General features: G+C 63.7%; 16 protein-coding genes and 1 pseudogene. 10 read left to right on the top strand and 7 right to left on the bottom strand.

Annotation, left to right across the window (positions count from 1 at the left end; genetic code table 11):
• Window positions 1-3: 3 nt before the first annotated feature.
• From VG320_RS29635 to VG320_RS29625, 3 genes are all read right to left on the bottom strand, one after another.
• The gene (locus tag VG320_RS29635; RefSeq protein ID WP_327203642.1) at window positions 4-993 is read right to left on the bottom strand and encodes a DedA family protein/thiosulfate sulfurtransferase GlpE; all 990 of its coding nucleotides are present in this window, start codon (window positions 991-993) and stop codon (window positions 4-6) included.
• Window positions 994-1,344: 351 nt separating this feature from the next.
• A complete protein-coding gene (locus tag VG320_RS29630; RefSeq protein WP_327203641.1) occupies window positions 1,345-1,590 on the bottom strand; it encodes a hypothetical protein in 246 nt (81 codons plus the stop codon).
• 511 nt (window positions 1,591-2,101) lie between these two features.
• Window positions 2,102-3,751, bottom strand: a complete 1,650-nt coding sequence (locus VG320_RS29625; RefSeq protein ID WP_327203640.1) for a methyl-accepting chemotaxis protein — start codon at window positions 3,749-3,751, stop codon at window positions 2,102-2,104.
• A 750-nt stretch (window positions 3,752-4,501) separates the two neighbouring features.
• Between VG320_RS29625 and VG320_RS29620 the strand changes: the two genes are divergently transcribed.
• The 3 genes from VG320_RS29620 (at window position 4,502) to VG320_RS29610 (ending at window position 8,229) form a co-directional block, all read left to right on the top strand.
• Window positions 4,502-6,727, top strand: a complete 2,226-nt coding sequence (locus tag VG320_RS29620) for a TonB-dependent siderophore receptor (RefSeq protein ID WP_327203639.1) — start codon at window positions 4,502-4,504, stop codon at window positions 6,725-6,727.
• Between the two features lie 138 nt (window positions 6,728-6,865).
• Window positions 6,866-7,549: a Fe2+-dependent dioxygenase gene (locus tag VG320_RS29615; RefSeq protein WP_199124658.1), complete on the top strand. Its 684-nt coding sequence runs from the start codon at window positions 6,866-6,868 to the stop codon at window positions 7,547-7,549.
• Entirely contained in the window at window positions 7,546-8,229 is a 684-nt protein-coding gene (locus VG320_RS29610) for a PepSY-associated TM helix domain-containing protein (protein WP_327203638.1), read from the top strand. The genes VG320_RS29615 and VG320_RS29610 overlap by 4 nt, the downstream gene beginning before the upstream one ends.
• Window positions 8,230-8,232: 3 nt before the next feature.
• Here the strand turns inward: VG320_RS29610 and VG320_RS29605 are convergent, their stop codons facing one another.
• Window positions 8,233-9,162, bottom strand: a complete 930-nt coding sequence (locus tag VG320_RS29605; protein WP_327203637.1) for a LysR family transcriptional regulator — start codon at window positions 9,160-9,162, stop codon at window positions 8,233-8,235.
• A gap of 120 nt (window positions 9,163-9,282) precedes the next feature.
• Between VG320_RS29605 and VG320_RS29600 the strand changes: the two genes are divergently transcribed.
• A complete protein-coding gene (locus VG320_RS29600) occupies window positions 9,283-10,212 on the top strand; it encodes a DMT family transporter (protein WP_327203636.1) in 930 nt (309 codons plus the stop codon).
• Here the strand turns inward: VG320_RS29600 and cobF are convergent.
• Both cobF and VG320_RS29590 read right to left on the bottom strand, forming a co-directional pair.
• Entirely contained in the window at window positions 10,169-10,939 is a 771-nt protein-coding gene (gene cobF / locus VG320_RS29595) for a precorrin-6A synthase (deacetylating) (RefSeq protein ID WP_327203635.1), read from the bottom strand. The two genes, VG320_RS29600 and cobF, sit on opposite strands and share 44 nt — an antisense overlap.
• On the bottom strand, window positions 10,936-11,877 hold the full coding sequence (locus tag VG320_RS29590) for a LysR family transcriptional regulator (RefSeq protein ID WP_327203634.1): 942 nt from the start codon (window positions 11,875-11,877) through the stop codon (window positions 10,936-10,938). Before VG320_RS29590 ends, cobF begins: the two co-directional genes overlap by 4 nt.
• A 142-nt stretch (window positions 11,878-12,019) precedes the next feature.
• Between VG320_RS29590 and metE the strand changes: the two genes are divergently transcribed.
• Window positions 12,020-14,323, top strand: coding sequence for a 5-methyltetrahydropteroyltriglutamate--homocysteine S-methyltransferase (metE, locus tag VG320_RS29585; RefSeq protein ID WP_327203633.1), 2,304 nt, complete (start codon window positions 12,020-12,022; stop codon window positions 14,321-14,323).
• A gap of 119 nt (window positions 14,324-14,442) precedes the next feature.
• On the top strand, window positions 14,443-15,012 hold the full coding sequence (locus tag VG320_RS29580) for a LysE family translocator (RefSeq protein ID WP_414696164.1): 570 nt from the start codon (window positions 14,443-14,445) through the stop codon (window positions 15,010-15,012).
• A 10-nt stretch (window positions 15,013-15,022) separates the two neighbouring features.
• Here the strand turns inward: VG320_RS29580 and VG320_RS29575 are convergent, their stop codons facing one another.
• Window positions 15,023-15,844, bottom strand: coding sequence for an AraC family transcriptional regulator (locus VG320_RS29575; protein ID WP_327203631.1), 822 nt, complete (start codon window positions 15,842-15,844; stop codon window positions 15,023-15,025).
• Window positions 15,845-16,003: 159 nt separating this feature from the next.
• On the opposite strand from VG320_RS29575, the gene VG320_RS29570 reads away from it, so the two are divergent.
• From VG320_RS29570 to VG320_RS29555, 4 genes and pseudogenes are all read left to right on the top strand, one after another.
• Window positions 16,004-16,519: a GNAT family N-acetyltransferase gene (locus VG320_RS29570; RefSeq protein ID WP_327203630.1), complete on the top strand. Its 516-nt coding sequence runs from the start codon at window positions 16,004-16,006 to the stop codon at window positions 16,517-16,519.
• 171 nt (window positions 16,520-16,690) lie between these two features.
• Entirely contained in the window at window positions 16,691-19,042 is a 2,352-nt protein-coding gene (locus VG320_RS29565; protein WP_327203629.1) for a HAMP domain-containing protein, read from the top strand.
• 18 nt (window positions 19,043-19,060) lie between these two features.
• The gene (locus tag VG320_RS29560; protein ID WP_327203628.1) at window positions 19,061-19,807 is read left to right on the top strand and encodes a methyl-accepting chemotaxis protein; all 747 of its coding nucleotides are present in this window, start codon (window positions 19,061-19,063) and stop codon (window positions 19,805-19,807) included.
• Window positions 19,804-20,086: pseudogene (locus VG320_RS29555) on the top strand (hypothetical protein); the annotation flags it as partial. The gene VG320_RS29560 and the pseudogene VG320_RS29555, both read left to right, overlap by 4 nt.

Here is a 20,086-nt window from a genome sequence, read left to right as displayed (position 1 = left end):
GAATCAGACAGCTTTCGGCGTGATGTTGACCTGCATTTCGGCATGCTGGGTCACCAGCAGCGATTCGAGCGCGCGCCCGGAATCGCGCCAGGCGTCCAGGCCGCCGAGCAGCGGCACCACGTCGACGAAACCGGCCTCGACAAGCTTCTTCGCCATCCAGGCCGCGGAAATTTCATTGGGGCACGAGCAGTAGATCACGAGCTTCTGCTCGGGCGGATACTTCGAGAGGATCTCGTCGAGCTTGCGCTCGTCGGCGAACAGCGCGCCCGGAATGATGAACGGATCGAGCTTGCGCTTTTCCTCAGAACGAATGTCGAACACCACGGGCGGCGGCTTGTTGGCCATCGCGCGATAGAGATCGTCCACGGTGATGCGCGCATTCGCCAGCTTCTTGATGAGCTGACGGCGCCGCTGCCAGCGGTAGGCCGCGTAGAGAAGCAGCAGGACCGCGACCACCACCGCCGCGAAGCGCCCAAGGCGGCTCGCGCCCGCCAGCATCATGTCGATCTGCGGTGCGAACAGAACGCCGATCAGCAAACCGGTGCCCGACCAGAGCGCGGCGCCAATGCCGTCGAAGCCCACGAACTGGCGATACGGCGTGCCCATCGCACCCGCGAGCGGCACGGAGACGAGCGAAAGCCCCGGCACGAACTTGGCGATGGCGAGCACGCGCACGCCCCAGCGGCCGAAGAAGCGCTCGGTCTTTTTCACGCAGGTATCGCGCGAGAGCGAGAGTTTGCACAGCGTCTTGAGCGTGTTGCCGCCATAAAGACGGCCGGCCATAAACCACACACTGTCGCCGATCAGCATGGCGACGACGGACAGGCCAAGTACCGGCGCGACCTGCTGCCCGATCGAACCTGGGTGCATCGCGGCCATGGCACCGAACAAGACGAGCGCAGGCATGGCTGGCACGGGCAGGCCCAGTGCGCCGGCGAGCACGTTGAGGAATACGAGCGCAGGGCCGTACTGCGCGATGAGGTCATGTAGCATCGGCTTACTTCCTGCCAGGGGCCGCGCGGGCGGCGCAAAATTGGAAGAGTAACGTAACGATTATGGACGCATTTCGAAGGCGTGCAAGCGAGCCTGCAAGCGCCCTGAGACGCGAGTTGGGGAGCATACGCGCAATGCGCAATCGTTGCGCTTAAGCGCTGGAGCGCGACGGGCGGATCAGTGACTGGCTACTAAAGAAGTGCTGGGAACAGAAGCGCTGCAAGGGAGTGCTAAAACAGCGCTGAAATACAGGGAGATCTACAAGCGTGTGAACGCGCGAAGACACCGTGACGGCGCCTTCGCGCAAGCGGCCCGCACGACTGGCGGGCGCGTGGCTGGATCGACCCAGCTTTACCGTGCGTGCGATTCCCCGGGTAGCTCGGCACCCTGAGCGCGGATGGCCGCGATCAATTCCGCTGGCGTAATTTCATAACGCACTTCGCGGTGGATGCCTGGCTTGCGCTCGTCGACTTCTATCAGCAACAGGCTCTTGCCGTCGGCCGAAGACTCGAGGCGCAGCGAACGCGTTTCGCGGCCGGTGGCTTCGTCATGCTCGGTGAGCAGGGTCATGTTTCCGGAAGACCCGGTCGTGCGCATTGATGTTGTCCTCACAGGTGGTCGAGCCAATTGTACGGGGTCGGCCGTGCGGCGTCTCAGTGCTGTGAGCGCGGGCGCACATAGCGCGCCGCCGCCTGACCCGGCCAGCCAGTTTAACGCGACTCAACGTTTGCACGAGCATTTTTGCGCGCCCTGCAACGGTGCACGAAACTTGTTTCATTGCCTGAAGCATTGTCATGGGCATGACGCAAAGCGGCCCTATGCCTTGCCCAGCCGTTATCTGGCTCCCGTAGATCCTCACCTTTCGGTGCTGGCCTTTCGCGCGGCGGCGCCAAGAAAAAACGGCTCACCCGGTAGAGGCCAGGTGAGCCGTCGAAACGCCGTTGTTACTCGGATCAGCAACCCACATGGTGGGCGCTGACGGTTTGGATATTGCGGGGTGGAATGCCTGCTGTCGAGATGGGGCAAATGCGGATCTATCAGCTTAAACGGAGCACGCAATCGCATTACGGCGCCCTTTCGCGCAGGCTTTCCCCGGCACTGCGCGCGCTCAGACCTCGGCGGCCTCCTCCTGAGCGTGCTGCACGCGTGCGGGCCGTTTGGCAGGGCGGCGCGCCGGGTTATCGCGCTCGCTCGCCTGCGCGCCGGCAACCGTGAAGAGGCGCACGGCCTCGTCGAGCACGTCGGCCTGTTCGGCCAGACGTTGCGCCGTGGCGGCAGCCTGTTCGACCAGCGCTGCGTTCTGCTGCGTCGCGCTGTCCAGATGGGCGACCGCCTGATTCACCTGGCGAATGCCCTCGGCCTGCTCGCCGCTCGCATTGGCGACTTCGACGATGATCGACGAGACGCGGCTCACGGCCTCATCGATGGCGCGCATCTGCGCCGAGGTGTGGCCAACCAGTTCCGTGCCCTGGGCGATCTCGTGCACGCTCGCATCGACCACCTGCTTGATTTCCTTCGCCGATGCCGCGCAGCGCTGCGCGAGCATGCGCACCTCGCCTGCGACGACTGCGAACGAGCGACCTGCCTCCCCCGCGCGCGCGGCTTCGACGGCCGCGTTGAGCGCGAGGATATTGGTCTGGAACGCGATGCCGTCGATCACGCCGGTGATGTCGGCGATGCGCTTGGAGGCGTCGGTGATGCCGGCCATCGTGCGCTCCATGCGGCCCGCGAGCGAGCCGCCCTGGGCCGCAGCGTCCTGCGCCTCGCGGGCGAGATCGAGCGCGCGCGTGCTGGCTTCGGCATTGGCCTGCACGGTGGTGGTGAGCTGATCCATCGTCGCGGCGGTTTCTTCGAGTGAGGCCGCCTGCAGCTCGGTGCGGCGCGACAGATCGAGATTGCCCGTGGAGATTTCGTGCGCGGCGTCGAGCATGCCGTCGATCTGCGAGCGCACGTCGTAGACGATGGCGGTGAGATTCGCCTGCAACTGGTTGAGCGCCTGCAGCACATCGCCGAGATCGTCCTTCGAGGCGATGGCGAGCGTTGCGGTCAGATCCCCTGCGGCCATGCGCGTGGAGGCCGACGACATCTGCTCGAGCGGCGCGCCGAGATGGCGCGTGGACAGACGCCAGGCGGCGACGCTGCATACGGCGGCAGCGCCGAACGCGCACCAGAACGGCGTGGGCGGCAGACCCTGCCAGGCCGCGACGCCGGCGGCCGCGAGCGCGGCGGGCACAAGCGCATAGCCAATGCCGATACGCGTGGCGATCGGCAGGTGCAAAAGTTTCTTCGCTGCGCCGATGAGGCCGGTGCGCGTGAGATCGCCGCGTTGCAGACGCAGGCCGCGCAGACGGCCTTCGCGCATCTGCGCGTAGAGCTGCTCGGCTTCGCGCACTTCCTCGCGGCTGGGCTTTACGCGCACGCTCAGATAGCCGACGACGGTGCCCTGCTCGGACACGGGCGTGACGTTGGCGCGCACCCAGTAGTGATCGCCGGACTTGCGGCGATTCTTCACGAGCGCGGTCCACGGACGGCCCGAACCGATGGTCTCCCACATGTCGGCGAAGGCTTCAGCCGGCATGTCGGGGTGGCGGATGATGTTATGCGCCTTGCCGATCAGTTCGTCCTTGGTGAAACCGGAGACGGCGACAAACGCGGGATTGCAGTACTGGATGCGGCCCTTGAGATCGGTGGCCGAGACGAGCATCTGCGAAGCAGGGTAATCGAACTCCTGCTGGGTGACGGGTTGGTTGTTGCGCATGGGATTCCTTGCAGATCGGCCGGTCGCGGCCCGACAACATGTCGGGATTAACGGCAATTTCCCCTTGATCTTTAGGGCTATTGTTGGCGCCAGTGGTTGATTCATGGCGCATTGGTGGGTTGGGCGGTGGGGAGATGCTTGTGGATGCAAGGATCTGGTTGGGTGCCCGGGGATGTGTGCAAGGGCGACGGTACGAGTTTTGTGACCAGATTTCCGGGTGGGTTTGTCATGGTCGATGCGGGATTTGACTTTCGCCAGGTCAAGTCCGTGTGCTCGTTGGTCGCAATACTTTCGTTCTCGATAATTACAAAGGAATGCAAAGTAATTATTTATCGCTAAACAATTCATAAGGAATGCATAGGGTTTGTTGGCGACCAGTGGACTCGTAGAAGGCAGCTCCAAAGCATTGCCGCCACGGCTTCACCTAGGGCCTTTGAATCAGATTTAATCAGACAAATAAAGCTCAATTAATTACGATTTCCAACCAATTAAATTACATTTACATTAAAACAACCCCCTGTAGCTGAAATGCATCAATCAATTGAAAGACTCGGTAACTTCTGTAATGATATCGATTCTCATTCTCTCGGAGACCTCACAACGGTCGTCCGGGCTTTAATCCAAAAATAGCCAGCCTAGCCGATCCCTGTGCGCATTTAGGGGCCGCGAGCCAGCCACCCCATCCAGGCCGAACGCGCCTCCATCGCGCGCTCCACCGGCCGGATCTTTCTTTCGTCGCACAGGGAACCCATGTTGATCAGGACGCCGCTCGCGAGTGCCCTCGCGCTAGCTTTTGCCTTGCCGTTTGCTTCTTCCGCGCTCGCCCAGAGCGCGCCTGCTGTTGCCGCTTCGGGCGCTGCTGCCACGCCGGCCGCTTCGAGCCAGGCCGGTTCGCAGTCGAACGTCAAAGCCAAGGCCGACGACAACGGCACGCTGCCCGCCGTCGCGGTGTCCGGCCAGGCTGAGGCACAAGACTTCCAGGCAGAGAAATCGACCGTCGGCGCCAAGACGCCTACGGCGCTGCGCGACATTCCGCAGACGGTCACGGTCATCAACAAGGCGCTGATCCAGTCGCAAGGCGCGACCTCGTTCCAGGACGCGCTGCGTAACGCGCCAGGCATCACCATCGGCGGCGCGGAAGGCGGCCAGATCGGCAACAACATCAACCTGCGCGGCTTTACGGCCCAGAACGATATCTACCTCGACGGCTTTCGCGATCGCAACCAGTACTATCGCGACACCTTCGATCTGGATTCCATCGAAGTGCTGTACGGCCCGTCGTCGATGCTGTTCGGACGCGGCTCCACGGGCGGCGTGATCAACCAGGTCTCCAAGCAGGCCACGCTCAAGCCGCTTACCGAGGTCTCGTCGACGATCGGCACCAACGACCGCTATCGCGCGACGCTCGACGTCGATCGCCCGATCGGCGACCACGCGGCCTTTCGTCTGAACGCGTTCGGCCAGTCGCTCGGCTCGACGCGCGACGAGATGATGAACAAGGATTACGGTTTCGCGCCCGAGCTGCGCTTTGGCATCGGCACGCCGACCGAAGTGACGATTTCCGCGCTGATCCAGCACAACTACGATCAGCCCGACTACGGCGTGCAGTCGATCAACGGTCATCCGTTTTCGCCGTCGAAGGGCACGTACTACGGCCTGACCGACGACCGCACGATTCAGGACGTGCAGACCGTGACGGCGCGCGTGGATCACAAGTTCAACGATCAGTTCAAGATCAGCAACCAGACGCAGTTCTCGCACTCGCTCACCGATGCGCGCGAGACGGCGGCGGGCGCGGTGCTCACGGGCCCGCTTTCGAGCAGCACGGCGCTCAAGAACGGCAACTACACGACGCTGCCGCTTTCCGATCTCTACGTGAAGCTCGCGAGCCACGATCGCGTGATCGAAAATCACTCGATCTACAACGATACGATGGCGCAGTACAAGTTCGATACGGGCTTCGTGAAGCACGAGATGATCGCGGGCGTCGAAGTGGGCCACGACAGCTACACGAATCAGGCCTACACGCGCAACAATCTGCCGATCGTTTCGCTGCTTGATCCCGTCTATATCCCGACACCGTCGAACGTTACGCAGACGGTCGGCAATCACGCGGAATCGGGCGCGACCACGCTGGCGGCGTACTTCAATGAAACGATGTCACTAGGCGAGCACTGGAAGCTGATTGGCGGCGTGCGCTGGGATCGCTTCCAGGCGCATATTACGAATTCGATCAGTGCTCCGAATTATGCGGCGCAGACCAACACGTTCACGAGCGTGCGCGCCGGTGCGATCTATCAGCCGACTGACTGGCAGTCGTATTACTTCTCGTACGGCACGTCGTTCGATCCGTCGCTCGAAGCGCTCACGGTCACCAACACCACGCAAGGTCTCGCACCGGAGCACACCAAGTCGTATGAAGTGGGCGGCAAGTGGGATCTGCTGGGCGGCAATCTCTCGGTGACGTCGGCGTTCTTCCAGCAGGAAATGGACAACGCGCGCACGCAAACCTCTAGCGGCGAATACACGCTCGACGGCGATATCCGCGTGCGTGGCTTCCAGGCTGGCGCGACGGGGCATATCACCAACAAGTGGCAAGTCTTCGCGGGCTATACCTATATGGATGGCTACGTGCTCAAGGCTGCCGACGGCACTCAGGGTCATACGCCCGCGAATACGCCGCGCAACACCTTTACGCTGTGGACCACCTACGCGTTCGCACCGCATTGGGAAGTGGGCGGCGGCCCGACCTATATGTCGTCGCGCTACGCAGCCAACACAAACTATGTGGAAGTGGGCGGCTACACGCGCTGGGATGCGATGGCCGAGTATCACGAGAAGAAGTGGGACGTACGCCTGAATTTGCTGAACCTGACCAACAAGTTCTACTATGACGCGCTCATCCCGTCGGACGGCGGACGCTCGGTGCCAGGTGTGGGCCGCACGTTCCTCGCGACGTTCGATTACCGCTTCTAACGTAGCCGGTTCGTAATCGCCTGCAACGGAGCGTCCATGCCGTTGTCACGCAAAGCCCGCATTATTGCGGGCTTTTGCGCGTGCGCACCCCCTGTAATGCCGCGTAATGTGTAGCGCAAAAAGCGAAGGAAAACGACGATGCTGATCCATATCCCGAACGTCTTGACGCCCGAGCAGGTGCAGGCGATGCGTGCGCGCCTGGACAACGCAGGCGATGCCTGGGTGGACGGCCGTGCCACAGCCGGCTGGCAGGGCGCGCCCGTCAAGCGCAATCAGCAGATTGCCGAGCACACGCCGCTCGCGCGCGAGCTGGGCGACGTGGTGCTGGCCGCCATCGAGCGCAATCCGCTCTTTATCAGCGCGGCGCTGCCCAATCAGGTGTATCCGCCGCTGTTCAACCGCTATGAAGGCGGCATGACGTTCGGCTCGCATGTCGATGGCGCGGTGCGCGTGCTGCCCAACGGCATGAAGCTACGCACCGATGTCTCGGCGACGCTGTTTCTTTCCGCGCCCGACGAATACGACGGCGGCGAACTCGTGGTCGAGGACACCTATGGCGTGCAGGAAGTGAAGCTGCCGGCGGGCGACATGATCGTCTATCCGGCCACCAGCCTGCATCAGGTGAACCCGGTCACGCGCGGCGCGCGCGTGGGCAGCTTTTTCTGGGTGCAAAGCCTCGTGCGCGACGACACCAAACGCGCGCTGCTGTTCGACATGGACACCGCCATTCAACGGCTGAACGCGAGCGACGCGGACGCGCAGGCGCGCCGCAGCCTCGTGGGCTGCTATCACAATCTTTTGCGTATCTGGAGTGAGACGTGAGTTCTACTGAAAACGCTGTATTCATCGACGATCAGCAACGTGACGAGCGCGCGAAGCGCTCGCGCCGCGCCACCTTTATCAAATGGCTGCGCAAAGTGCATGGCTGGGTGGGCTTGTGGGGGGCGGCGCTTGGGCTGCTGTTCGGCGTGACGGGCTTTGTGCTCAATCATCGCGCGGAGCCGCTGCGTATTTCGCCGGGCGCGCCGCAGGTTTCGTCGATGCAACTGGACGTGCCCGATCCCGCACCCGAGACGCCGCGCGAAATGGCGAAGTGGCTCAAGTCGCAGCCCGATCTGAAACTGCCGCCGCGCATGGGCCGCGTGCAGAAGGAGCCGGAGCACAAGGTGGCCTGGGGCGATCGCACGACGGTGCAGCCCGAGCACTGGCAGATGATGTTCACGGCGCCCCATGAAAGCGTGAGCGCGGAGTACTGGGTGGGCGACGATTACGTCACGCTCAAGCGCTCCGACAATTCGCTGCTCGCGACTATCACGAACCTGCACAAGGGCGTGGGCATGAGCATCGGCTGGGTGCTGTTCATCGACACCTTCGCGGGCGCGCTGATTCTGCTGTCGCTCACGGGCGTGCTGCTGTGGACCGAGCTGAACAAGCGCAAGACGGTGGGCGCGGTGCTGGTGATCGGCTCGATCGTGGTGGCGGTGTGTGTCGGGCTGGCTTGAAACTTAGGCCGGTTGATCCGTATCGCTCAGGTGCCGCGCGAGATAGTCGATAAACGCGCGCACCTTCGGCGGCAAAAAACGGTTGGGCGGATAGAGCAGCCACACCGGGCCGATATAGGCGCGGGCTTCAAAGCTCCAATCCGGCAGCACCTGCACGAGCCGGCCGTCGCGCAATGCGTCGGCCGCCGTGAATTCGGGCAGGCAGGCGATGCCCCAATCCTCCAGGGCCGCTTCCAGACGCGCGCCCGCATGGTTCGCGATATAGCGGCCCTTCACCTCGACGGTCTGCGTTTGCGCGCCCTGGCGCAAGCGCCAGCGATGATCGTCGGCGGTTTCTCCCAGCCATAGGCAATCGTGTTGCGCCAGTTCGCGCGGGGTGCCCGGCGTGCCGCGCGCGGCCAGATACGCGGGCGACGCGCACAGCAGCCAGCGCACCGCGCCAAGCTGACGCGCGGCGAGCCCCGGCGGCGGCGTGTGTGTTGGGCGGATCACCAGATCGAGGCCGTCGCGCAGCGGATCGACGTCGTGATCGGCAAACACAAGTTGCACGTCCACTTCCGCGAATTCGCGCAAAAAGCCCGGAATCAGCGGATGAATCACGGTTTTCGCATAGGCCGTGGGCGCGGCCACGCTCACGCGGCCCTGCGGCCTGGCAGCCAGCTGACCCGCGGCGTCGATCGCGCCCGCCGCCGCGCCGACCATATCGCGGCAATGCCGATAAACCTGTGCGCCCGATTCGGTCACGCGGATCTGGCGTGTCGAGCGCTCCAGCAGTCGCGCGCCCAGTGCTTCCTCCAGACGCTTGATCTGCCGGCTGACCGTCGATGGCGTGCTGCCCAGCTGGCGCGCGGCCACCGAAAAATTGCCGGCCTCGACCACGCGCGCGAAGGTCGCGAGATCGGGCAGCAGGGCGAAAAGTTCGGTCGGGTTCATCGGCGGAAGATTGTGCCTATCTGTGCGTTGGCGACATAAAAGCTGTGCGTATCAGCCTGATTATCGTCGCGAACGCAAAGCAGGACAATGGCCGCTCCTGCTACTCAAGAGATCCGTCCCATGCGCCCCACCCGTCTGATGCATCTCGCCGACTGGCTGCTGCTTGCCGTCGCCCTTGTCTGGGGCACGAGCTATGGCGTGGTCAAGCATGCGCTGGCGTTTTATCCGGTGCTGGGCTTGCTGGCGCTGCGGTTTGCGCTGGCGTTCGTGCTGCTCTCGCCAGCGCTGCGATCATTGCGCGGCGTCTCGCGCAAGGCGCTCGGCGGCACGCTGCTGATGGGCCTGCTGCTACTCGCAATCTTCTTGTGCGAGGCATTCGGGCTGGCATTTACGCGCGCCTCGAACGCCGCGTTCCTCGTGAGCCTGTGCGTTGTTTTCACGCCGATGGTCGAATGGGCCATGCTGCGGCGCAGACCCTTGCCTGCGGAGTGGATCGCCGTGGCCGCGTCGCTGGCGGGCGCGTGGCTGTTGACTGGCGGACTCCATGCGCTCAATACCGGCGATTCGCTGATCGTCCTCGCGGCATTGCTGCGCGGCTTTTCGGTGTGCGTCACCAAGCGCGTGATGCACGACGCCAAACTCGATCCGCTCGCCGTCACTGCGGTTCAGGCGGGTTGCGTCGCGAGCGGCAGCCTCGTGCTCGCCTTGGTCTTCGCGCCTTCGCAGTGGCAGCCCTTGCCCGCGCTGGCGACGCATCTGTCGTTCTGGGGCAGCGTGCTTTGGCTGGTGCTGGGCGCGACGCTCTTCGCCTTCTTCGTTCAGAACTACGCCGTGCGCCGCAGCAGCCCGACACGCGTGGCCCTGCTGATGGGTAGCGAACCGGCATTCGGCGCGCTGTTTGCCTGCCTGTGGCTGGGCGAGCGGCTGAGCGCAGCCGCGTGGATCGGCGGCGCGCTCATCGTCGCGGCCTCGCTGCTGGCGACGGTTCAATGGAAGCGCGTGCCCTTCAGTCCTTCACGCCGCGCTTGCGCAGCAGATACGTATCCATGATCCAGCCGTTCGCCTCGCGCGCTTCGGCGCGCACCCGCACGATTTCGTCCTTCACCTCGTCCAGCGGCCCGGCCACGAGGATTTCGTCGGGCGTGCCCACATAGGCGCCCCAGTAAATATCGAGATCCTCACCCGCCATCTGCGTATAGGCGTTCTGCGCGTCGAGCATGACCACGGCGCTGTCCGCATCGGCGGGAAAGCCGTTTTCCACCAGACGTCGCCCGGTCGTGATGCTCACCGGCTTGCCGATGAAGTTCAGCGGCACGCGATGCTTCGCCGCGAGCGCCTGAACGCTGCTGATGCCCGGAATCACTTCGAATTCGAACGCAATACGCCGCTCATCGAGAATCGCATCCAGAATGCGGATCGTGCTGTCGTAGAGCGATGGATCGCCCCACACCAGAAACGCGCCGCATTGCCCATCGGCGAGTTCATTTTCGATCAGCCCTTCAAAAACGCGTTGCTTGTCGCGATTGAGTTCATCCACGGCGGCCTTGTACTCGACGCCATCGCGCCGCCGCTCGGGACTCGTCGCCTCCACGATCCGATAATCAGGATTCCGGATGAAGCGCGCGCAGATCTCCTTGCGCAGCGCGACGAGCTTGTCCTTCGCGGGGCCTTTGTCCATCACGAAGAAGACGTTGGCGGCGTTGAGCGCTTCGATGGCCTGCACGGTCAGGTAATTCGGGTCGCCCGCGCCAATGCCGATAATCAGGATTTTTTTCACGTCGAAGTTCCGGTGAGTGCGTCGTCGGAGAGTAGGTCGATGCCGTCGAGTTGCGCGGCGCAGATGTCGCGCACGATGGTCACGAAGTCGGCGAAATAGGGCCGCGCGGCGAGCGCCTTGGGTGCGACCGCGTACAGCTCGCTCCACAGGCCCTTCGCGCCGACGCGTTTGGCGAGCACGTAATCGTGATCGACATAGCTTTTTACACCCCAGTTAGGCAGCGCCGCGACGCCGCGCCGGCTGGCCACGAGTTGCATGATGGCGATGGTCAGTTCCGCCGTGCGCCGCTCCAGCTTGATACCGGCGGGTTCGAGCACTTCGCGGATCAGATCGATGCGCGTTTCCGGCACCGGGTAGGTGATGAGCGTTTCGTCGCGCAGGTCTTCCGCGTTCAGACGGCGGCGGCTGCGCAGACGGTGCTCGTTGGCCATCACCACGAGGATTTCGAAGCGGAACAGCGGTGCGACCGTGAGCGCGCGGCGCGCACGCGGTTTCGAGCCGATCACCACATCGGCTTTGCCTTCGGCGATCAGGCGCATGGGATCGGCGTGAAAGCCCGCCACCAGATCGACTTCGACCTCGGGCCAGCGGCGACGGAACTCGTCCATCACCGGCATGAGCCAGTCGAAGCAGGTATGGCATTCGAGCACGATGCGCAGCTCGCCGCGCGCGTCGCCCTTCAGGCGCACGAGATCGCGCTCGGCGGCGGCCACGGCGGCCAGCGTCTCGCGCGCGAGCGCAAGCAGCCGCTCGCCCGCGGCGGTGAAACGCAGCCCCTGGCGCGTGCGTTCGAATAGCGAGACGCCGTAATGCGCTTCGATATCGCGAATCTGGTGCGAAAGCGCCGACTGGCTCAAATGCACGCGCGCGGCGGCGGCCACGAGCTTGCCGGAATCGGCGATAGCGACGAGCGAGCGTAAATGGCGAAGTTCGATCATGCGGCCTCGCGCGCCCGGTGGGAGGGTTGAAAAGTTGAGATATGAATACGGTTCATACAACGATGAAAACATGTCGCTTGAAGAATGATAGCGCGACTTCGACAATGCCCCGCTAAACAGGACACTTGCAGACAGATCGATCATGGCACGCACTCATATTTCCGGCTTTCCCCGCATCGGCGCGCAGCGCGAACTGAAGTTCGCGCAGGAAGCGTTCTGGCGCGGCGAAATCGACGAAGCCCGCCTGCACGATGTGGGCGCGGGCCTGCGTGCGCGTCACGGCCTGATGCAGCGCGAAGCGGGACTGGACTTCGTATGCGCGGGCGACTTCGCCTGGTACGACCCGATGTTGAGCACGAGCGCGCTGCTGGGTGCGCTGCCGGAGCGTTTCGGCTTCGACGCGCGCACGCTCACGCTCGCGCAGTACTTCGAACTGGCGCGCGGCAATGCTTCGCAACCCGCGCTGGAAATGACGAAGTGGTTCGATACCAACTATCACTACATCGTGCCGGAGATTGGCGCGGATACGCGTTTTGACGGCGGCGTGGACTGGTTTTACGAGGAGACTGGCGAAGCGCAGGCGCTTGGCCGTGCCGTCAAACCGGTGCTGATCGGGCCGCTTACGTGGTTGTGGCTCGCCAAGAGCCGCACGCCGGGCTTCGACCGTCTTGGGCTGCTGCCGCGCGTGCTCGCGCGCTACGTGCGCATTCTGGAGACGCTCAAGGCGCGCGGCATCGAATGGGTGCAACTGGACGAGCCGGCGCTGTGCTGCGATCTGGAAGGCGATTGGGCCGATGCGTTCGGCGCCGCTTATGAAGCGCTGGGCGCGTGCGGCGTGAAACTGCTGGTCGGCACGTACTTTGGTTCGGCGGCGGAGCATGCGGCGCGCGTCGCCGCGCTGCCGGTTCACGGCGTTCATATCGATCTGGTGCGCGCGCCGGAGCAACTCGACGTGTGGCGTGCCGCGCTGCGCGACGATCAGATTCTTTCCGCAGGCGTGATCGACGGACGCAACGTCTGGCGCGCCGATCTCGCTGCGATTGCCGATACGCTGCAGGATACGCACACGCAATTCGGCGAGCGCCTGTGGATCGCGCCGTCGTGCTCGCTCGCGCATGTGCCGGTGTCGCTGGCGGCCGAGCGCAGGCTGAGCGCGCAGATCAAGTCGTGGCTCGCGTTCGCCACGGAAAAACTCGCTGAGGTGTGCGCCGTCGCGCTGGCGCTCGAAGACCGCGCCGCCGCGCAGCCGCAACTCGATGCTGCAAGCGCGGCGCTGGCGGCGCGTGCAACATCGTCGGCGGTGGTCAACACACTGGTGCAAAGGCGCACGGCTGCCATCGATGGTGCGATGGCGCAGCGCAAGAGTCCGTTCGCCGTGCGCGAGCGCGTGCAGCGCGAGGCGCTGCGCCTGCCGCTGATGCCGACCACGACGATTGGCTCGTTTCCGCAGACCGCGTCGATCCGCGAGACGCGCGCCGCCTACCGTCGTGGCGAATTGCGTGCGCTCGACTATCTCGAGCGTATGCGCGAGGAAACGGCGCATTCGGTGCGCAGGCAGGAAGCGCTGGGGCTCGACGTGCTAGTGCATGGCGAGGCCGAACGCAACGACATGGTCGAATATTTCGCCGAGCAGTTGTGGGGCTTCGCGGTCACGGAAAACGGCTGGGTGCAGAGCTATGGCTCGCGCTGCGTGAAGCCGCCGCTCATCTACGGCGACGTGTATCGTCCCGAGCCGATCACCGTCGAAGCGATCCGCTACGCGCAGTCGCTCACGACGCGCCCGCTCAAGGGCATGCTGACCGGGCCGGTGACGCTGCTGCAATGGTCGTTCGTGCGCGACGACCAGCCGCGCGCGACCACGGCGCTGCAACTCGCCCTGGCGATCCGCGACGAAGCGCTTGATCTGGAGAAAGCGGGCATCGGCATCGTGCAGATCGACGAACCGGCCTTCCGTGAAGGCGTGCCGCTGCGCCGCGACGGCAGCGACGCGTATTTCGAGTGGGCGGTGCGGGCGTTCCGTGTGGCGTCGTCGGGCGTGTCGGACGTTACGCAGATCCACACGCATATGTGCTATTCGGAATTCAACGCGGTGCTGCCGTCCATCGCCGCGCTGGACGCGGACGTCATTACGATCGAGACTTCGCGATCGGCGATGGAACTGCTCGATGCGTTCGGCGATTTCGACTATCCGAATGCAATCGGCCCTGGCGTCTACGACATTCATTCGCCGCGCGTGCCCCATACCGATGAAATGGTGCGGCTGATCGAGCGCGCCTGCGAGACGATTCCCGCCGCGCGCCTGTGGGTCAATCCGGATTGCGGCCTCAAGACGCGCGCCTGGGCCGAAACCGAAGCGGCGCTGCGCAATATGGTGAGCGCGGCGCGCGTGCTGCGCGAGCGCTATGCCGCGAATGCGAACGATACGGTGGTGCTGGTTACGGCTTAACGGTTCAATACGCTCGCAGTAATTTTCTTCAATACGTCCACTTTCTCCTTGCGTACGCTCGACGGTGAATCATCGCCGCCCCGGCGAACGCAAGGAGAATCGTGAACACCGCACTTTCCATGGCCGCCTTCGCGCTGGCCACTTCCATTACCCCAGGTCCCGTCAATATCGTCGCGCTTGGCGCGGGCGCGCGTTATGGCTTGCGCGCGAGCCTGCGGCATGTCACGGGAGCGACGGTCGGCTTTGCGCTGCTGTTGCTGCTGATCGGGCTGGGCCTGCACGAACTGCTCGCGCAATGGCCGATGCTCACGCGCGCGATCGAATGGGCCGGCGTGGCGTTTCTGCTCTACGTTGCATGGAAACTGGCGAGCGACGATGGCCGTATCGATACGGACGGCGTGGCGCGCGGCCCCACGCTGCTCACGGGCGCGGCGATGCAGTGGCTCAACCCCAAGGCCTGGCTGGCATCGGTTGCGGGCATGGGCGCGTATGCGGCCTCGGGCGAGAAAGCGCTCGTATGGCAGTTCGCGGCGATCTATTTCGTGGTGTGTTACGCGTCGATTGCGTGCTGGGCGTGGGCGGGCGCATCGCTGCGTCAGGCCCTGCGCGAACCGGCGCGCGTGCGCTTCGTGAACCGCACGATGGCCGCGCTGCTGGCGGCCAGCGCGTTATGGTTGATGCTTGACTGAAGCGGGTGCTTCAACCGCGATACTGGCCAGGCGTTGCCGCCACGAACTGACGAAACGCGCGCTGCAAATGGGCTTGATCGGCGAAACCGGCTTCGGCGGCGACATCCGCGATGGCGTGGCCGCGGCGCAATTGCGCACGGCTGAATTCGATACGCCGGTTCACCACGTAGGCATGCGGCGTGAGACCGTATTGCTCGCGAAAAGCGCGGATCAGATACGAAGGCGATAAGTCCGCCGCCGCGCATATTTCTTCGAGCTTGAGCGCGCGCGTGTAATTGTCGTCGATGAATTCGGCGGCGCGCGCGATACGGCGGTCGGGCGCCTGCAAGGTATCGGGCGCGGGATTGAGCGTCTGCTGAAGCCGCGTGAAGTATTGCGTGGCGGCGCGTTCCTTGCGCAGGACGTCCACTTGCGGATCGACCAGCAGGTCGTAAAGCGCATTCAGTCCGTTGAACAGATCCGCGTCCCACGTGAGCGTCTGTGCGAACGGCCGATACCCCTCCTGCACGCCAAAGCCCAGCGACTGCTGCAAACGCGCGAGCCAGTCCACGTCGATATGGAACATGCGATAGGACCACGCTGCATCTTCGGCGGGATTGCAGGCGTGCGCCACCTGCGCATTAATGACGACGACCGCGCCCGCATGAATGTGCTCCAGCGTGTCGCCGTTCAGATAGGTGCTGCGTCCGCCCAGAATCGAGCCGATCGAAAAGGTGCTGTGCGCGTGACGGCCATAGCGGACCTTGCGGCCATCGGCGATGGCGCGTACTTCGATGAAGGGCAGGGCGTCGTCGCGCCAGAAACTGGGCGTGGCGTCGGTCGATTGGGACATGGCGAACCTCGAAAGCGATGCCTGATGAAGCGCAATGGCATCGCGGCGGCATGGGAATTTGATCTTAACGCAAAGCGCCTATGCGCTCGTGTGTGAGCGAGCGGGGCAGTCATGATAGTTTCTTCGTTCGATTCACTCTGAACGGGAAACTCGCTGCCTATGAACGCCGCCACGCTCACGATCCGTACGCTGACCGAAAACGATGTCGATGCTTTTCACGCCATGCGCCTGCATGCCGCCGTCGACACGCCGTTCGCAATCGTCCCCACGCCCGAGGAAGAGGCGCGCTGGACCCGCGAAGAAAACATCGCGCGGGTACGCGAAACGGATCAGCAGGCGGTATTTGGCGCGTTCGATGGAGAAACGCTGATCGGCATCACTGGCTGGCGGCGCGAACAGCGCGTGAAGTTCGCGCACAAATCGCTCATCTGGGGTGTGTTCGTCGATCCGGCTTACCGGCGCACGGGCATTGCGCGGCGGCTCATGGAAAGCGCAATTGGGCGCGCAAGAGCAAGCGGCGTTGAGCAGGTGCAATTGGCGGTTGGCGCGCAAAATCCGCGCGCGCAAACGTTGTACTCGTCGTTAGGCTTCAGGATTTACGGTTGCGAGCCACGCGGCATGTGCATCAACGGCGAGTACTTCGATGAAGAACTTATGGTGCTGATGTTCGATTAAAGTCCATGCACAACGGTGGCGAATGTTCTGTGCGTTTGCGCACTAATTAAGTACATTCATCATTTCGTCATACTACAGCGTCGATAATCCACTCCGAATAAATTGGCCTTCGTGTCACGAGGCGTGCAAACGATAGCGCGTCCGGCACGATGAAGGCCCGGGGATTTCGACATGACCATTCGTCACCGCATCACGCTACTCATCGTTCTGATGTTCGTCGCGCTGTCCGCCATCGGCGGCTACGCGGTCTATCAGACGCGCCGCAGTGCCACCGATGTTCACCAGGTTACGCAGGGCGTGGTGCCCAGCGCGCTGGCGTCGTCCGATCTCGTAGCGCTCGTCAAGGACGTGCAGCTCGCGACCATGACGCTGGTCTACGCGCCGGACGCGACCACCGCGCAACTCGCGCAGGACGATCTCAAGAAGAAGGAAACCGCGCTGCGCGCCGCGCTCGACGTGCAGAAGCAGGCCGCCGCGAGCCACGCACAGGATGGCCTTGTCGCGCAGGCGCAGGAAAGCATCACGAATTATTTCAACGCCATCGACGACACCGCGAAGATGAAGGCGGCCGGCAAGAACGAGCTGGCCCAGGCCTATCTGTTCGCCAACGTCGCGCAGTATCGCGACGAACTCGAAGGCATCGTCACGACGATGCGCGTCGAGAAAAACCGCCAGAAAGACGACGCCATCAACGCGCTCAACGGCATGCTCGACACCACCACGAGCGCGATTGCCGGCGTGACGGGCGGCGCCGTGATACTGCTCACCGCAATCGGCCTGCTGCTGTATCGCCAGATCACGCGCCCGCTTTCGCAGATGCAGAAAGAGATGAGCGAGATCGCCTCGAAGCAGGATTTCACGCGCCGCGTGCCGGTGGGCCGCATGGACGAGATCGGTCGATCGATCGTCGCCTTCAACGGCATGATCGAGAAGATCCAGCACAGCTCCGCGCAACTCAAGCGCAAGACCGCCGATATTCAGGCGATGTTGCAGAACATGCAGCAGGGCATTCTGACAATCGTTGAAGGTGCAACGATCCACAACGAGTATTCGGCCTATCTGGAAGCGATTTTCGAAACGAATGAGATCGCGGGCCGCTCGCTGATGGATCTCGTGTTCGACCACACCGAACTGGACGCCGACACGCTTTCGCAGATCGACGCCGCCGTGCATGCGTGCCTGGGCGAAGACGATGTGAACTTCGCGTTCAACCAGCATCTGCTGGTGAACGAAGTCACGCGCACGATGCCCGATGGCCGCAAGAAGGTGCTCGACCTGAGCTGGTCGGCCATTACCGATGAAAACGACGTGGTCGTGCGCCTGATGCTTTGCGTGCGTGACGTGACGGAACTGCGCGAACTCGCGGCGGAAGCGGGCGAGCAGAAGCGTCGCCTGCAGATGATCGGCGAAATTCTCGCGGTCAGCGAAGAGAAGTTCCACAACTTCGTTGAGGGTGCAACGGGTTTCATCCACGAGAACGAGCGCATCATTCGCCAGCACGATTGCGCGGACATGGGCGCCATCGACGCGCTGTTCCGCAATATGCACACCATCAAGGGCAACGCGCGCACGTATAGCCTCCAGCATCTCACCGGCGTCGTGCACGAAGTCGAGCAGCGCTACGACGCGCTGCGTCGCGAGGACACGAGCCACGCGTGGGATCAGCAGGCACTTATCGACGATCTGCATCGCGTGCGCGAAGCCGTCGATCACTACGCGACGCTCAACGAAGTCAGCCTGGGCCGTGGCGCGCGCATCAAGGATGAGCGCATGACCATTGGTCGCGAGCAGATTGAAGCGAGCCTGGCGCTGCTGGATGGCGCGAACAACGATGATCTCGGCTCGCTGCGTGCGATGCGTGAGGAACTGCGCAACGTGCTGGGCGGCATCGGCACCGAAACCGTCGAAAGCGCGCTTGCGGGTGTGATCGATTCGCTGCCGTCGCTGGCGCGCGAACTCGACAAGGCCGAACCGCTCGTGCGCATCGACGACGGCGGCTACCGTCTGCGCAGCGAAGCGGCCGGCACGGTCAGCGATGTCTTCACGCACCTGCTGCGCAATTCGCTTGATCACGGCATCGAAACGCCAGCGCAGCGCCGCGAGCAGGGCAAGGCCGAAGCGGGTCTCATCGATATCAAGCTGGACATGAGCGAAGGCGCGCTGCGCATCGCGCTCGCCGACGATGGCCGTGGTCTCGCGCTCGCGCGTATTCGCGGCATCGCGGCGCAACGCGGCTGGCTGGGCGCGGGCGAATCGATCAGCGACGACGCGGTGGCGGCGTTCATTTTCCGCGCGGGCTTTTCCACGGCGCATAGCGTGACTGAAGTGTCGGGCCGCGGCGTGGGCATGGATGCGGTGCGCGACTTCCTCGAACGCGAAGGCGGCCGGATCGAGTTGCGCTTCACCGATAACAGCGAAGGCGCCGATTATCGGCACTTCGAAACAATTGTCTATCTGCCGCAGCATTGCGCAGTCGCCGCGACGGCTGCACGCGCTTCGGCGCAAGAAGAAGCGCTCGCATAGCGCGCAGCGGGGGATGACGTGGTGTTTCCGTATTTGATCGGCGCAGTGGTGGGTTTCGCGGTGGCGGCGTTGTGCGCCATCGTGATGCGCCTGCGCGCGCGCAGCCAGGCGAATGACGCAACGCTGGCGCTGCAGGACGCGCACGATGCAGCGCTTGCCGACGCGCAGGCGCGTCTACAGAACGCGCAGGAAAGCGCGGCGCACGAGCATGAGGATCTGCTCATGCAGATCGATTCGTTGCGCGCGGATCTCGCGCAACGCCGTATGGTCGCGGACGCAATGGAAGCGACCCTGGCCGCAGAGCGCGCCCGCAGCACTGACGCGCTGCATCGCATCGAGCGCATCGCCACCGAAGCGGCGCGTCTGAAGCAGATGTCCGTGACCTTCGAGCGCTGGCACGAGCAGATGATCTCGCTGATGTCGCAGAACCACGACATGCACCAGAAGAATCAGGAGCTGTCGTCGATCGTAAGCCACGTGCTGATCGTGTCGCTCAACGCGTCGATTGAAGCAGCGCGCGCGGGCGCGGCCGGGCGCGGCTTCTCGATCGTGGCGGGCGAAGTCCGTACGCTGGCGACACGCTCGCAGGAATTGTCGAAGAGCTACCGTGACAGCCTGCATCGCAACGACCTCATCACGACGGCCACGTTCCAGGACATTCAGGCGGGCGGCAAGATGATTGCGGCGTCGCTGGCGAGCGTCGAATCGCTTTCCCAGCAGTTGCGCGCGGAGCTGGACGACGCACGCGCCGAGGCGCACGCATGATCGGCACGCACGCGCAGGGCAGCTTCGAGCGGATTTTCTTCGGCGCGGCGCGCACGCGCCTCGTCACCGATCCGCAACACGCCTGCGAGATTGCGCCGGCGCCCAACGACGTGGCGCAGGGCGAGCATGTGGTGGTGCTGACGATTTCGTCGATGCAGTTTCGTCTGCTGTTGTTGCTGCATGTCAAGGATGACGAAGCAACGCGCGATTACTACGCTGGCGATGGCGGCCGCACGGTGCTGGATACGTTCATGGAATTCGGCAACCTGTGTTGCGGAT

It is taken from the genome of Paraburkholderia sp. (genome assembly GCF_035948235.1).
GTDB lineage: Bacteria > Pseudomonadota > Gammaproteobacteria > Burkholderiales > Burkholderiaceae > Paraburkholderia.
The sequence above is the reverse complement of the archived record's forward strand: the minus strand, read 5'-3'. Positions and strand labels throughout refer to the sequence as shown.